At 53.6% G+C, this 15,257-nt stretch carries 12 protein-coding genes; 5 read left to right on the top strand and 7 right to left on the bottom strand.

Annotated features, from left to right (window positions below; translation table 11 throughout):
• Positions 1–177: 177 nt before the first annotated feature.
• Positions 178–6,015 (top strand): PKD domain-containing protein, encoded by a 5,838-nt coding sequence (locus tag LGT44_RS15265; protein WP_230333647.1) that lies wholly within the window; start codon positions 178–180, stop codon positions 6,013–6,015.
• 25 nt (positions 6,016–6,040) lie between these two features.
• Here LGT44_RS15265 and LGT44_RS15260 read toward each other — a convergent pair whose 3' ends face one another.
• The 4 genes from LGT44_RS15260 to LGT44_RS15245 form a co-directional block, all read right to left on the bottom strand.
• Positions 6,041–6,280 carry a hypothetical protein gene (locus tag LGT44_RS15260; RefSeq protein ID WP_145471093.1) on the bottom strand — a complete coding sequence of 80 codons (240 nt, stop codon included), beginning with the start codon at positions 6,278–6,280 and terminating at the stop codon, positions 6,041–6,043.
• Positions 6,281–6,821: 541 nt separating this feature from the next.
• Positions 6,822–7,373 carry a PepSY-associated TM helix domain-containing protein gene (locus LGT44_RS15255; protein WP_230331872.1) on the bottom strand — a complete coding sequence of 184 codons (552 nt, stop codon included), beginning with the start codon at positions 7,371–7,373 and terminating at the stop codon, positions 6,822–6,824.
• Between the two features lie 217 nt (positions 7,374–7,590).
• Positions 7,591–8,805, bottom strand: a complete 1,215-nt coding sequence (locus tag LGT44_RS15250) for an alkane 1-monooxygenase (RefSeq protein ID WP_230331871.1) — start codon at positions 8,803–8,805, stop codon at positions 7,591–7,593.
• A gap of 26 nt (positions 8,806–8,831) precedes the next feature.
• On the bottom strand, positions 8,832–9,905 hold the full coding sequence (locus LGT44_RS15245; RefSeq protein WP_230331870.1) for a 2Fe-2S iron-sulfur cluster-binding protein: 1,074 nt from the start codon (positions 9,903–9,905) through the stop codon (positions 8,832–8,834).
• 172 nt (positions 9,906–10,077) lie between these two features.
• On the opposite strand from LGT44_RS15245, the gene LGT44_RS15240 reads away from it, so the two are divergent.
• Positions 10,078–11,130: an AraC family transcriptional regulator gene (locus LGT44_RS15240; protein WP_145471096.1), complete on the top strand. Its 1,053-nt coding sequence runs from the start codon at positions 10,078–10,080 to the stop codon at positions 11,128–11,130.
• On the opposite strand, the gene LGT44_RS15235 is transcribed toward LGT44_RS15240, so the two are convergent.
• From LGT44_RS15235 to LGT44_RS15225, 3 genes are read right to left on the bottom strand one after another with little or no spacing between them, the layout of a single operon-like run.
• Positions 11,122–11,970, bottom strand: coding sequence for a patatin-like phospholipase family protein (locus LGT44_RS15235; protein ID WP_230331869.1), 849 nt, complete (start codon positions 11,968–11,970; stop codon positions 11,122–11,124). The two genes, LGT44_RS15240 and LGT44_RS15235, sit on opposite strands and share 9 nt — an antisense overlap.
• 1 nt (position 11,971) lies before the next feature.
• On the bottom strand, positions 11,972–12,517 hold the full coding sequence (locus LGT44_RS15230; RefSeq protein ID WP_230331868.1) for a PaaI family thioesterase: 546 nt from the start codon (positions 12,515–12,517) through the stop codon (positions 11,972–11,974).
• Positions 12,504–13,217 carry a TetR/AcrR family transcriptional regulator gene (locus tag LGT44_RS15225; RefSeq protein WP_186436051.1) on the bottom strand — a complete coding sequence of 238 codons (714 nt, stop codon included), beginning with the start codon at positions 13,215–13,217 and terminating at the stop codon, positions 12,504–12,506. The genes LGT44_RS15230 and LGT44_RS15225 overlap by 14 nt, the downstream gene beginning before the upstream one ends.
• 240 nt (positions 13,218–13,457) lie before the next feature.
• Between LGT44_RS15225 and LGT44_RS15220 the strand changes: the two genes are divergently transcribed.
• From LGT44_RS15220 to LGT44_RS15210, 3 genes are all read left to right on the top strand, one after another.
• Entirely contained in the window at positions 13,458–13,871 is a 414-nt protein-coding gene (locus LGT44_RS15220; protein ID WP_230331867.1) for a MarR family winged helix-turn-helix transcriptional regulator, read from the top strand.
• Positions 13,872–13,887: 16 nt separating this feature from the next.
• Positions 13,888–14,730 (top strand): alpha/beta hydrolase family protein, encoded by an 843-nt coding sequence (locus LGT44_RS15215; RefSeq protein ID WP_230331866.1) that lies wholly within the window; start codon positions 13,888–13,890, stop codon positions 14,728–14,730.
• Between the two features lie 65 nt (positions 14,731–14,795).
• A complete protein-coding gene (locus LGT44_RS15210) occupies positions 14,796–15,236 on the top strand; it encodes a hotdog fold domain-containing protein (protein WP_145471102.1) in 441 nt (146 codons plus the stop codon).
• Positions 15,237–15,257: the final 21 nt, after the last annotated feature.

The following is a 15,257-nucleotide window of genomic DNA, read 5'->3' as shown; positions in this document are numbered from 1 at the left end:
ACTGCCCCCTTTGCCCTTCTGGTTTGTGATCATGTTCCATCTTCCCATTTAACAAAATGACACAATAGCGATGCCCAATTTCGGGTCCGGATCTCGCTGTTGAGCATCCGGTGTAAGTACTGGTTCAACACGTTGCTCAGGCAGCGTTACCGGTTTTTAGTTCAAGGGTGAGCAACGATGAAATCAGCTGTAATTAAATTCTGTTCTTCCGGCGTACTGTGCAGCAGCCTGTTATTGGCAGGCTGTGGTGAAGATCTTGGCGTTGATCCGAAAATCAGCGAAGGTGACACCACCTTTACCAACGATGTGCCTTTTGCTTATGTGCAGCGAACACTGAGCAGTGCAACAGAAGCTTCCGCTCAGAGTTATCTGGCCGGGGCACAGCTGATTGTACGCGAGCGTGTTTCATCCAGCGCCAGCGATAAAGAAGTTCTGGCCAACGCCATCGGCAGCAGTCTCTACGATGTTAAAGACCTGAACGTCTCACCCGACGGTCGCTTCCTGATTTTTTCTGCCCGTGCCCTGAACGAAAAAAGCGCAACCGCCAACAGCGGCGAAACCTGGAATCTGTACGAATACGATTTTAATCAGGGCAATGTCCGTCGCGTGCTCAGCGATGACAGCCTGGCAAACAGCGGCCAGGACACCAACCCTGCTTACACCAGCGATGGCGATATTGTTTTTTCCTCCACCCGCGGACAAAACGACAGCGCAAACTCAGTACTGTTTAAAATGGGTCGTGATGGCAGCGATCTGACCCAGCTGACCAGTGGCAGCGTTTACGACTACAAACCAACCATGATGGCCGATGGCAGCCTGGTCTTTATCCGCATTGCCAGCGGCAGTGAAGCGCCGGTATGTGAAAGTGACAGCAGCACTGTAAAAGCCACCAGCATCAGTGCCAGCCGCTGTGTCAGCGCCAGCGGTGCAACCGCCGCCAGTAAAAAATACAGTCTGCTGCGTCTGAACAGCAGCAACGGTGAACCGGAAGAATTAGCCAGCGGCGAAATTCCGCTGGGCAGTGATGAAGCCAGCCTGCAATTAATGAATGTTGTACAGGATGCCGATGGCCACCTGGGCGCACTGATTAAACACCAGAATCACAGCCTGATGGGCGGCGATGTTATTACCATTACCGGCGGCCAGCAGGCCAATACGGTATTTGCCGGTTTATCACCTGAGTCTTATACCGGTGGTCAGGTTAACGTATACCCGGGGCAGATTTCCCGTGGTGGCTGGTACAGTGCCTTCTGGCCTTACCGTGATGGCAGCGGCCGTATGCTGATCAGCTGGACTCAGTGTCTTAGCCAAAAAAGTGGTCTGACCGATTCCTGCCGTGACACAACCGATTTTGATTCGGTCAGTGCCCGCTATGGCGTCTGGGCCTATGATCCGGCCAGCAATACCCGTCAGCCGGTTATTAATGGTAAATCCGGAGTGGTGTATACCGAACTGGCCGTTGCTTACCCATACCAGGGCAGCAATCTGAATTTTGCACCGGTTATTCCGGACCCGACCGATCCTACTGATCCTACTGATCCTACTGATCCTACCGATCCTACCGATCCTACCGATCCTACTGATCCTACTGATCCTACTGATCCTACTGATCCTACTGATCCTACTGATCCTACTGATCCTACTGATCCTACTGATCCTACTGATCCTACTGATCCTACCGATCCTACTGATCCTACCGATCCTACTGATCCTACCGATCCGACTGATCCGGCAGAGCCAACCGGTGCCGCTATTAATGGCACGCTGAGCACCAGTGAAGATATCGCCGTAGCGCTCAACATTGATCTGTCCGCCTATGAAAGCTGGATTGATGATGGTTCGATGGGTGCGCTGGTTGTCCGTGACGTACCTGCCGCGGCTGCATTTAATGTCGGCGTCCGCAATGCTGACGGCAGCTGGACCATCGCCCTGAATAAACTGGCCGAAGCGCAATTTATTCCTGCCGAACACAGCGGCAGCGATGCCCTTCTGAAAACCGCCGTTACCTACAGCGCCAAGGGTAAGAGCAAAACCTTTACTGGTCAGATCAGCGTGGCAGTTGAGGCCGTTGCCGATGCACCGCAGTTAAGCCTGACCCAACAGCCTCTGGCCAGTGACCGTTTTACCAGTGCTTATCTGCAGGAAAACCGCGCCATCCTGAATATTGATCAGGTCATCAGCCAACGGAACAGCAGCAATTATGTTCTGGTCGGTACCGCTCAGACCCGTGGCGATATTCAGGCCGGTGCCGCCGATGAATGGATTGTCGCAAACGATGCCAATATTTCTGCTTCTGCGGGCGACGATGTTATTCAGGTTAATCGTGGCAGTGTCGATGCCGGCGATGGTAACGATATCGTGCAAATGCTTGGCGGCAGCGTAAATGGCGGCCGTGGTAACGATCTGATTCAGATTAATGCCGGCAGTGTTAATGGCGGCGAAGACGATGACGTTATTCAGATCAAAGGCTGGTCTGATGCCGTTAATACCGATATCGACGGCGGCGATGGCTTTGATCACCTGATCGTTGATCGGTCGCTGGTCAGCCGTATCGAATCTCTGGGCGAGCACGCCGGCCGTATCGAATTTATTAGTGGTGGTTCGGTAACCTACCGCAGCATTGAAAACCTGAGTCAGGGCGGCGAGTTGATTTTTGCTCAGGGCGTCGAACTGACTGCCAGCGCACAGCTGCTGGATACTGATGGCTCCGAAAGTATTCTGAGCACCGTTATTTCCGGCGTACCGGAAAAAGCCCTGCTGAGCCACGCAACACGGATTGACCAGAACAGCTGGAAAATCGACAGCGATTATCAGGGTGCACTGCAATTGCTGTGGCCATCCAGCCTGAGCGATGATTTCACTCTGACCATGACAGTGAAAAGTCAGGACAGCGATGCTGACAGCAGCGTGATTTATCCGCTGAGCACCAGTACCACTCTGGCAGTTACCGTGGCAGATCTGCTTGATCCAACCGATCCTACCGATCCTACCGATCCAACCGATCCTACCGATCCTACCGATCCGACTGATCCGACTGATCCGACTGATCCGACTGATCCGACTGATCCAACCGATCCAACCGATCCAACCGATCCAACTGATCCAACCGATCCGACTGATCCTACCGATCCGACTGATCCTACCGATCCGACTGATCCTACCGATCCGACTGATCCGACTGATCCGACTGATCCGACTGATCCGACTGATCCGACTGATCCGACTGATCCGACTGATCCGACTGATCCTACCGATCCGACTGATCCTACCGATCCGACTGATCCAACCAATCATAAGCCGGTTGCCAATGCCGGTGCGGATATCCTGAATCAGCAGGTTGGCACAACCGTTATGCTGGATGGTGGCGCAAGCTCCGATGCCGACGGTGATACCCTGACTTACAGCTGGAGAGTGATCAGTTCACCGGCAGAAATCGATGTTGACCTGCTGACCGACCCTACCGCCCAGCAGCCAACACTGACGCTGGTCGAAAAAGGTTTCTATGTTGTTGAACTGACCGTGAGTGACGGCAAAAGTGTCAGCGCGCCGGATACCGTAATGATCGAAGCCGTTGCTGATGATCAGATGTGTGTAAGCGGCAAGAAATTATCCATCTGGGCGGCAAAAGCCAGTGAAAATAACCCGGACAAACTGGTTAAAGATGTATTCCTGGGCAATATCACCTCGTTCAAAGGAACCAATACGCCAGCGGCCAGTTACAACTACTACAGTGATTCAGCGCATCCGACCTATGTGGCAGACGCATACAATGATGCACTGCCGCAGCCAAAAGACAGCTCGGCTCATATTTTCTTCTATGAGTCGACGGTTGCCCATGCCGCACGCAGCTACTCGAACAATTCTGCGATTAAACCACGCGGCCAGCTGAATGAAGGCGATCTGTTCCTGTACTTCTTCTTTAATAAAGATGCCGCCGGACAGAGCAACAACAAAGTGTATTTTGAGGTGCTCACCGACAACAATCTGAATGCCGCAGGCATTCCGGTTGATCAGGTGATTCTGTCAGACGATGGCCACGAACTTTATTCAGTAAGTAACGGCAGCGCTGCAGACAAGCATTATGTTGGTGACTTCCAGTACTGGTACAACACCGATGGTGGTGTAGTCGGTCCGTTCCGTGGTGAAGAATTTACCATCGCAGTGCGCGCAACATCGCAAAGCCCGGTGGGTGAAGACCTGACCGGAGCAAGCTTCTTCTCCCGTGAAGGAACTGAATATAACTTCTTTAAAGATCCTAAAATCACGTCCTTTATCGTGACTTATAAAGAAGAGAAAAATTGTGATGATGTAGATCCGACTGATCCGACTGATCCGACTGATCCGACTGATCCGACTGATCCGACTGATCCGACTGATCCTACTGATCCTACTGATCCTACCGATCCGACCGATCCTACCGATCCTACCGATCCTACCGATCCTACCGATCCTACCGATCCTACCGATCCTACCGATCCTACCGATCCTACCGGGCCAACTCCGGGCGCCTGTTATTCCGGTCAGGGTTACTGGAAAAACCATAACCGCTATGCCAGCAACCCAAGCCAGCAGGTTGCATGGCCTGCCGTTCCGGATTATCTGGTCAGCGAAGACACCAATATCTGTGGCCAGACCTGGCTGAATAACCTGCATACGCCACCGCGTGGCGATGCACTCTTTATTCTGTCACATCAGTGGATTGCCGCCCGCCTGAACCAGGCCAATGGCGCTGCCTTAACCGGCACCATCAGCGATGCCATTAACCGCAGCAGCGAACTGCTGGCTCAGTGCCGCATCAGCCGTGCCGAGCGTGAAGAAGCCGTTGCTCTCGCATCATTGCTCGACGATTTTAACGACAGCGAAGACTGCGCCTACACCGAGCCGGACCAGCCTATCGGCAACCACTATGGTGTGGTGAATATCCGCAGCATTTATGAAGTTGAAGGCGTCGATATGATGGCCAGCCAGGGTGGCATTGCTGCGCTGCGCGATCCGGCCCTGTTTCCGCTGAATGAACGCAGTGAGCGTTTTATCCGCGTCCTCAGTTCAGACAAAGAACTGCTGGGTTACGCCGCGGTTCAGCCCGATGGTTCCGCTCTGTTTAAAGTACCAGCCAACACCGATTTTACGCTGGAAGTGGTGAACAGCCGTCTGAAAGCACTGGCCAGCAAGAACGAGCATTATGCTTACCTGAATGCCCTGTCAGCGCACACGCTGAACGTTGCTGCCGGTGAAACCCTGCACTATCAGCAAGATTCTGAGGTCAATCCGGGCGGTCATGCCGGTTATGCCTTCGCCAATACCAACAGCGCGATTGTTGCCAGCGAAGATGGTCAGACCATGGCCGAAGCACTGGCGGATCATCAGCACAGTCTGCCTGTTGTCAGCGCCGACATCCGTTATCAGGACGTGTGGAGCCTGAGCAATGCCGCCGCCGATATCAGCTACAGCTACAGCCAGCTGGATACTCCGGCACCGGCCAGCAGCGCCTGTATTAACAGCTGGGATAAAGACTGCAGTGCCCGCATCACCTACACCGACCATGTGCAGCCGTTGTGGGAAAAAAGCGGACGCGACAACAGTGGTCGCAGCTGTGTTGCCTGCCACGATAATTCCGGCGCCACCGGCCTGGATCTGACCTGGGACGGCGTAGCACTGGATAAAGCCAATATCGTGTCATACCGCGAGCTGTTCAGCCCACGCGCGACCTATATGTATCTGGCTAACCAGTTCAGCCCGGTGAGCAGCAACCACTGCCGTCGTCAGCAGGAACTGCCTTTTGTTGAACAGCCAGGCAACGACTGCTTTACCTGCTACAGCCGCGTGCTGATGTCCGATCTGGGAACTCTTGAATCAGCGAATTTCTTCGAACTGTTCAGCACCGAACCGGATCACAGCAACTACCTGTTTAACCCGGATGAAAATACCCCGCGCATTAATCACAGCGCCATGCTCAGTGCAGAAGAACTGCGTTTAATCAGCGAATGGCTGGATAGCGGTGCACGGGTACATTAAAAATAACGAGAAATAAAAAAGGGCCTCAATTGAGGCCCTTCTGCCCATAATTTTTAATCAGCACCAGAGCTGACAAAAAACAGCATTTTTTAACATCCAGGCCTGTTGCCTCCCAGGGGAACTTATCCCCTTGCCGGCGGGCCGACCCCAGCTTCGCGCTTTCTGGGCCGTTACCCTTGAAACCTTGATATTTAATGGCCACGCGCCCCATCGGCCATCCATGGCCGGAGCCGCTTGTCCGCATCCCTGCGGACAGACCAGACATATCTGCGGTTTCTGCGGCGGCCCCAGAGGCGCAGAAACCCTCCCCGCGATGCCGCTTTTCAGATCAAACGTATTCTTTAAATGTCATGTCGCAAACACGCTTTCCTTTGAAATACGGCTGAGCGGATTGGTTAAACCGGCGATCGTGCGGCGCCAGACAACCAGATGATTCTGCGGCCTTCAGAGCAAAACCCTGCCCCGGAACGATGCAAATTGTTGGTGTTTTAAAGTGTCGTTCCGGGGCGAATTGTTTTGCGTGCCGCATAATCATTGCAGTTGGCTGGGTGAAGCCGGACGCGCCGAAAAGAGAGGATCGTAAGGAGATACCTCTCCTTACAGGGGGCCAGGGGCGGAGCCCCGGAAAGGCGTTTCTGATTGAAAAACAGTAATCGATGAAGCTGCAGTTTGGAGTGAAACTATGTCACTCCAAACTGTGGGACAGTAGTGGTCTGAAGGCCCTTTTTTATTTATGTATCTGGCTCCCACGCTCTGCGTGGTAGTCTGACCTGTCGCTCTGCCAATTAACGCCGCTGAGTTAAGTCTTACAGCAAGCCAAGCACAATAAACAGCGCCAAACCCGCACCGCTTAATACCAGCGTTTTGTTTTTCAGCATCGGTGACTGCAGGCCGAGATACAGGCCGCTCGCCATAATCAGCACCAGAGCGATAGCGAACAATTTTTCCAGCCATTTAAACAGCGAAGGGCCATGACCTTTGTGCAGTTCCATTAATCCGGCCTGCAGATCCGGTTCGCCCCGCTGAATCACAATATTGTTGCCCTGCTGCTGCAGCAGGTAATGCTCACGGCTGGTCGGACGGGTGTAAAAACTGCGGCCTTTATCTTTTACGTATTCGAAACTGGTTTCGATTCCCGCACTTTTTAATACCGCCTGAACATCAGCAGTCAGTGTCGGGCTTTTTGCACTCAGCGTCACACCAGTAACCTGGCCAACGTCGGTATAGGTGGTGTTGCCCTTTACTCCAAACAGATACAGACCACCGGAAATCGCCATAATAATGATGATGGGAGCAAAAAAAGATGCCAGATACAAATGCACCGACACCAGCGTTTTGCGTGAAATAAGGGCCGCCATTGGAAATCTCCTGATACATTAGTTACCAGCAGATTATCCTCCCCGCTACCGGGCTTTGCATGTAAAGAATCGTAGAAGCAGACTGCCCGTCGCGCCGGAATGGCTGTTTCTTGACCTGCAACAAGTCATAAGACGAAGTGCATATCATTCAGCTGCTGGTATAAAAAAGCCGGAGTCTGTACACAGAACTCCGGCAAAGCTCACTGGCGTGTTGTTCTCAGGCTGCTTGTGCAGGCTTATTCATAGCGGCTTGTTTGGCCACGATCAGTTCGCGGTAATCCTGCTGCATAAATTCTTTAATACCGCTGCGTTTATTCGCTTCCATCGCCAGCTCTAATTCTTCTGCGCTGGCATAACGGCGATCCCAGTCCAGTACCTTTGGTACCATAATGCGGTTCCACAGCGGTGGAATCAGTGTCAGAAAAATCGTGGTCAGATAACCATTCACCATCATCGGTGCGTCCTGATACGAGCGCAGTTTATGGAAAGGAACATCGCCTTCGGCATGGTGATGAGAATGACGGGTCAGGTTAAAGGTTGCCCAGGAGCTGACGCGCTTATTGGTATTCCAGCTGTGATATGGTTGTACCGGCGTTTTCGGGTTACGCACCATGCCGTAGTGTTCCATAAAATTCACAATTTCCAGAAAAGCTTTGGCGATCAGTGCAGAGGCGGTAAAAACCAGCACACCGATCCAGCCGGCCATGACAAAGGCGGCAATTTCCAGCAGCAACGACATCAGCAAACCGCGGATATACAGATTATGGTGACTGAAAACCGGCAGGCGTTTTTTCTGCAGGCGCTGCTTTTCCAGTTTCCAGGCGCTGATATTTCCTTTCCAGGTTGAAGCCAGAATATGGAAGTACACATTGCGGCCACGCGGGGCCGTCGCCGGATCACCAACGGTGCTGACATAAATGTGGTGGCCGTAAACATGCTCAATTGAGAAGCCGGTATCCCAGCTGAACGCCAGCAACCAGCGGCCGATAAACATCGCCACCGGGTCCCAGGTACGGTGCGTTAATTCATGGCCAACAATAGTACCGACTACCGATGACAATAACCCACAGCTGAAAATCGCCACTACATATTGCAGCAGGGTATTGTCGGCACGGGCAGCGGCGGCGTCATAACCGGTCAGTTGCTGCACCAGTGCGCCGTACCCCAGTACATCGGAATCGGCGACCGTCCACACCATTAAAAAATTCATCGCAAAAATCAGCACCAGCGATGAATAAAGCTGCAGGTTCAGAATCCACTCATGGCCGTATACCGGCTCTACGGTATCGTCGCCAAACAACAGATCGCCCAGAATCACAAAGCCTGCGGCGGCGGCCAGACCCAGATACATCCAGTCGCCACCCAGTGTCAGGCCGATGGCGAAGGGAATGGTCAGCATATGAAACAACGTATATTTCGCATATTTGAACATAGGAATTTTCCTTTTTTTATAATAAGTCAGGCGTTGGCTGCCAGTGCCGCAGCGGCACCGGATAAGTCACGGCTGTCGAGAAATTTATCGAAGAAAATCTGATGCGGGCGCACGCTGAATTTCTGGCATTCGCTTATGGCGGCATCAATCATCGGCGCCGGACCACACAGATAAACCTGGCTGTCTGCAGCAATGCGCCCTTCGATCGCCTGGGTTACCCAGCCACGCAGGCCGTCCCAGTCAGAATTATCAGGCTCGCCGGACAGCACAGGGACAAATTCAAACGGCCCGGCCCAGCGATCCGCCAGCTGCTGAATTTCTTCGAGGCAATACAGATCGTTTTGCGTGCGCGCACCAAACAACAACGTCACCGGACGACGTGACTGCTCGGCCACGCCCTGACGCAGAATACTCAGCAACGGGGCCAGGCCACTGCCGCCGGCAATGGCAAAAATGGGAGTGTCATCCGGGCGCAGCCAGAAATCGCCGAGCGGCCCTTCTACCTGCACCCTGCTGCCGATACGCGCACTGTCCTGCAATAAAGGAGATAACGCGCCACCGGGAATATGGCGGATAAAAAATTCCAGCCCGGTACTGCCACCGGCGGCACAGGTTCCGGCAAAAGAATACGAACGCGCCGGCGCAGCCGTTCCGCTCAGACTTAACTGCGCATACTGGCCGGGGGTAAAGATCAGCGGCTCGTCCAGCGTGATGGTCAGCGCGCTGATATCGTGGGTCAGCGGGCGGATCATCTGAATCACACCGGATACGGTCTGTAGCGAATGAACCGGACTGCGGTTATCCCAGTGCGGAATATCCAGCAACAGATCGCTTTTCGGCACGCTCTGACAGGCAAGAATGTAGTTATTATCGAGATCCTCAGCGCTTAACACATAAGCGCTTTCGGTTAATTCTTTCACCTTGCCCTGCTGCAGCCGGCATTTGCAGGCGGCACAACCACCCACACGGCAGCTGTGCGGAAAACGGATACCTTCGCGCAGGGCCGCCTGCAAAATGGTTTCGCCCGGGGCGGCGGTAAAGCTCTGGTGGGTACTGGCAAGGGTGACTTGTCGGGCTTTCTTCTTAAACAATGACAGCATGAGCAAATGACCTTTATTGTTTTATTAGCTGCGTATTGGTTTACAACCAGCGCAGTGGACAGGGACCAGTCTATGTCTGGCAGGTTTTCCGGGTTACAGCAGCACCAGACAGAGAATGGTCATCTGGGGCCAATAATCTGGTCAGTCAGAAATCGCGGGGTAAGATAAAAGAATGAAAACAGCACAGTCAGAGACTTCGATACAACTGCCCACCAACTACCTGCGCAACCTGCTGGATCTGGTAGCCGGGCGTGGTGGTGACGGTCTGCAGATGATGCAGCGCAGCGGCCTGAGCCCTGAGCTGATCGATACCATTGACGGCCAGATCAGCTGGGAGCAGTTCAGTGGCGCCCTGCGCGAAAGCCGCAACGAGATTAATGAGCCCGGACTGGGTCTTTATTTAGGCAGTCAGCTGACCATCACCACCCACGGTCTGCTGGGACTGGCGGCGATGAGCAGCCCAACCCTGGGCGATGCTGCGCGGCTGGCCTGCCAGTACGTGGCAACACGAACACCATTGGTTTCTCTGCGGCTGGAAAAGAAAGGCATGCAGGTATCGCTGACCATCGACGAGCTGTATGCACTGGGCGATATCCGCGCCACCTTTCTGGAAACCCTGACCGTAACGCTGCTGGCGGTGATTGATTTTGTTGCCGGCGGCCAGGCCCGTGTCAGCCAGGTAAACTTTGCCTTCCAGACGCCGGAATACAGCTCACTGTACGAAGCCTTTTTCCCCTGCCCGGTGCGCTTTAATCAGGAACAGAATCAGATCATTCTGCCCGCTGCCGACCTGAATATCCCTTCACGTCTCGCCGATATTCAGGTACAGCGTCAGGCCGCCCAACAGTGTGAACAGCAATTAAAACAGTGGCAGGAGAGACAGAAATTATCCGGCCAGATCCGCATGATGCTGGGCCGGGCCAAGGGACGCTTTCCGGGCTTTGAACAGGTAGCCGATGAACTGTCGCTGTCACCACGCACCCTGCGCCGGCGACTGGCAGAAGAAGGCACCAGCTATCAGGAATTACTGGAAATCTGGCGTCAGGAAATGGCACACCAGTATTTACGCACCACCAATCTCAGTGTGCAGCAGATCAGTTATTTGCTGGGCTATAACGACCCGGCTAATTTTGGCCGCGCCTTCCGTAAACGTAACGAGGGAATTTCGCCGCTGCGCTTCCGCCAGCAGGGGCAGGAAGCGCCGGCAATCAGCCGTTCAGAATAACTTCTGCCGCAGCAGGTCTTCACCCTGCAGCAAGCCATCCTGATAGGCTTTATTCAGAATGTTCATATCGGTGGTGAACTGCCCGGCAGAAAAATCGTCAGGCGGACAGATTTCAACGATATTGCAGCCGGCCGGTGGCTGGCGGATAAAATCCAGCGCCCGGTTATAGTCGTCATGACGCTGCTGCAGGCGTGCCGCAATGTGCGGATAGTCTTTTAATAAGCGCGGAAAAAATCGTGCGATTTTATAGGCTTTTTTACGGTACGAAGCCGGGTTTGAGCGCAGCACCAGAATATTACGCGCACCGCGACGCCAGGCTTCTTCCACCGGCAGTGAGTCGGCCACACCACCATCGAACCAGATGTTATCGCGCAGCTGTACCTGCCCTTTAAACGCCAGCGGCATATTGCCCGAGGCTTTTAACGCCTGAAAAACCTCGTCGGCCTGCGGCGATAAATAATGTGCTTCGCCGCTGTGGGCACAGGTCGCCACCACCAGAAAACGGTGTTTAACCGCTTCGATATGCTCCAGCCCGATCGGTAATTCTCGCTCGGTAATATCCCACAGCCAGTCGATATCAATTAAATGCCCGCCGCGCAGAAAACGCCGCCAGCTTTTAAATTGCGGCCGGCGGCAGTAATCGGTGTAGACCTTATAATTACGACCGTATTGCTTACCTAAATACGCCGCCACATTCGATGCTCCGGCCGATACACCCAGATACCAGTCGAAAGGATAATAATCGGCGGCGATAAAAGCATCGAGAATACCGGCACTGTAAATACCGCGCATAGCGCCGCCTTCAACAATCAGTGCACTGGCAGAATGATCGGCGCTCATATCAGGCTCCTGCGTTTTCGCTCTCGGCTTGCATCACACCCATCTGCTCACGCTGTACCGATGAAAACATTCCCTTCATACGCTCCAGTTCATCAGCCGGCATGATATTCATAGCGGCAAATTTTTCGGCAGAAAATAACGCAAAATACCCTTCTGCTTTGGCCGCCACCTGACCTTTGGCATTACGCAGCTCAGCCGCCAGAACAACCTGACGGTCGTTTTTCTGTTCGGCAATAAAACCATAAACACTGACCGGCTCGCCGATACGGACCGGTAATTTAAAACGCACTTTAATATCGCGGGTCAGCAAAAACTGATTGAGCAGATACATGCCGGCCCAGCCCATCACTTCATCCAGCACCGTGGTAATAACACCACCGTGGGCCAGATTGCTCCAGCCGCGCAGATGTCCGGGAATAACCAGATCTGAACGCACCTGCTGCTCGTTGGTGAAGAAGCGCATTTTCAGCCCCTGATGATTGTGCTGACCACAACCAAAACACTCATGGGCAATATTGGTCATCGGTCGCCATTCATTCGGCTGCATAAGAACCTCCATTCATCTCGGTAACAGTAAAATCGTTCAGTCCGGCGCGCTCGGCCTGGGTCAGCGGACCGGCTCCGAGCAACAACAGTGCGTGTTCCACCATACGCAGGCCATAAGCGCCGGGGGCTTCACTGATCTGTGGCTGCAGCTGGTCGGAGAAATAATGCGCGCCTTCGGTCAGAGCCATCAGCACCTGAGCACTGGCGGCGGCATCGGCAATACGCACACAGCCCTGCTCCTGCTGGAAACGCAATTCCTGGGTCAGCACGCGATGATAACGGCGATACATACGGGCCACCGCCAGCCGCACCTCTTCGTGGCGACGGGCCAGCGACATAATGGCGAAGACTTCCGGTGCCGCGAGGGTGTTCATCCAGCGCAGACCGAAATAAACAGCCAGCATCTGTACCAGCCGCAGGCGGGCATCACCGCTGCCCGGTAATTCGCGGAACAGCTGGCCATAACGCTGCAGGCTGACATTCACCAGCGTCAGCATCAGGTTTTCTTTACTGCCGAAATGATGCATCAGCAACGACGGATTCACCCCAGCCGCCTGCGCCAGCCGTGCCATCGTTACCTGTTCATAGCCCTCACTGCGGATCACCTGTACCAGTACATCCAGCAGCTGTTCGCGCCGGTCACCGGCACTCAGACGGGTTTTGCGCGGCGAAGGCTGTTTGCTTTCCTGAACTTCAGACAAAGAACACCTGTTTATTTAAAACACCAATATGAGCCAAAAATAGCGGTTAAAAACACCACTATCAAGTATTTATTGAATGCCTATTTAGTTAATGGCTGAAACAGAGGGTTCGGAAAAGCGGTTAAGGATGGGCTTAACCCCTGTCTGAAATCAGGCAAAGCAAAACCTGCTTGCTACTTACTTCACATGTGAACTATATTTGCTTCACATGTGAACTAAATTGTCGTGCGGTCATTAACTATGGATAAACGTCTCTTCTACCTGCTCAACAGCGCACGCCACCGGGTATACAAACACGCCGATCAGAAGGCCGAAGAAGCTCTGGGCATTTCCGTAACCCAGCTTGGCGCCCTGATGCTGATTACCGCCAATGAAGGTTGTCTGCTGAAGGATCTGGCGCAGAGCCTGAATCTGAATAATTCGGCCCTGACCGGTCTGGCAGCACGGATGGAACACAACGGCCTGATAGAACGCCGCGCCTGTGAGATGGATGGCCGCGCTTCGCGTCTTTATCTGACCCTGCTCGGACGCAGCAAGATCGACAGCGCCAGGCCGCTGATCAGCCAGCTGAATGCCGCCATGACCGAAGGTTTCAGCGAGCAGGAAGTGTTGGTCATCCTGCGATTTTTAAACCGCTTACTGAGCGAATTCTGAACATACGGAGGACAGCATGGAAAAAATTGAAGTGATGACTCAGGGCGGGCGACTGCTCAGCGCACGCTTATTCAACGCCAGCGAAGCCCGCTCGGTTGTTGTCGTTGCCGGCGCGATGGGTGTGCCCCAGGGCTGCTATGAAAAGTTTGCGCATTTTCTCTGCGAACAGGGCCACAACGTTATTACCTTCGATTACTTCGGTACCGGAGAATCACTGCAGACACCTCTGCGCCATTGCCAGACCAATATCAGCGACTGGGGCGAAGAAGACTGCACCGCCATTATCCGCTTCGCCCGGGATTATTTTCCCGGACTGAAATTACAGTGGATCGGCCACAGTGTTGGTGGCCAGTTGCTGGGAATGATTCCCGCCGTTAATCAGATTGATCAGGCCATTACCGTGGCCTCAGGCAGCGGTTACTGGCGCGAAAATTCACCGCCGACCAAACGCGTGGCCTGGCTGCTTTGGTATTTCATCGCACCATTAAGCGTACCGCTGGCCGGTTATTTTCCCGGTGCCCGATTAAACATGGTCGGCGATCTGCCCGCCAATGTGATGCGCCAGTGGCGACGCTGGTGCCTGAACCGTGAATACGCAGTGGGCGCCGAAGGTGAAGCTATGCGCGCACGCTTTGCCAGTGTCACGGTTCCGATCACCTCGGTTGCCTTCAGCGACGATGAAATGATGTCACGGCGCAATGTCGAATCGCTGCACAGCTTTTATCAGAATTCACCACGCACCATGATCCGCCTGAAACCGGCGGATATCGGTGAAAAGAAAATCGGCCATCTGGGCTGGTTCCGCGAGCGCTACCGCGATTCCGTCTGGGCCGGGCAATTACTGCCCTTGCTGCAATAAGTTTTACCGCGAATTCATCACAATAGCTCACCACCATAATTCACCCAAATAAGAGAGAGAAAACGATGAGCCAGTTTTTAAAAATGTTTGAACAACTCGGTGCACAGCAATTTTCGGCCGGTATCGGCATGGTCGCCCCGTATTTTTCCACCATTGATCCGGAAGTCACCGAACTGCGTCCGGGCTACGCCAGTATGATTCTGCGTAACCAGAAAAAAGTGCATAACCATATTGGTACTGTTCATGCGATTGCCATGTGCAACGCGGCTGAATTAATGGCCGGCATTGTGACCGACGCCAGCATCCCGGCTGGCGCACGCTGGATTCCGGCGGGTATGAGTGTGAAATATGTGGCCAAAGCCAAAACCGATTTAAAGGTTGAGGCCGATTGCAGTGCGGTGGATTTTTCCCAACCCGGAGAAGTGCATATTCCGGTCGCCGCTTACGACGACCAGAACACGCTGTGCTTTACCGCCGATATCACCATGAATGTGAAGCATGCCTGAAGCTTATAAAAACAGGTGTCC

Source organism: Thalassolituus alkanivorans, from assembly GCF_020447205.1.
Classification (GTDB): Bacteria; Pseudomonadota; Gammaproteobacteria; order Pseudomonadales; family Oceanobacteraceae; genus Venatoribacter; species Venatoribacter alkanivorans.
This window is presented reverse-complemented; position numbering and strand designations above follow the sequence as displayed.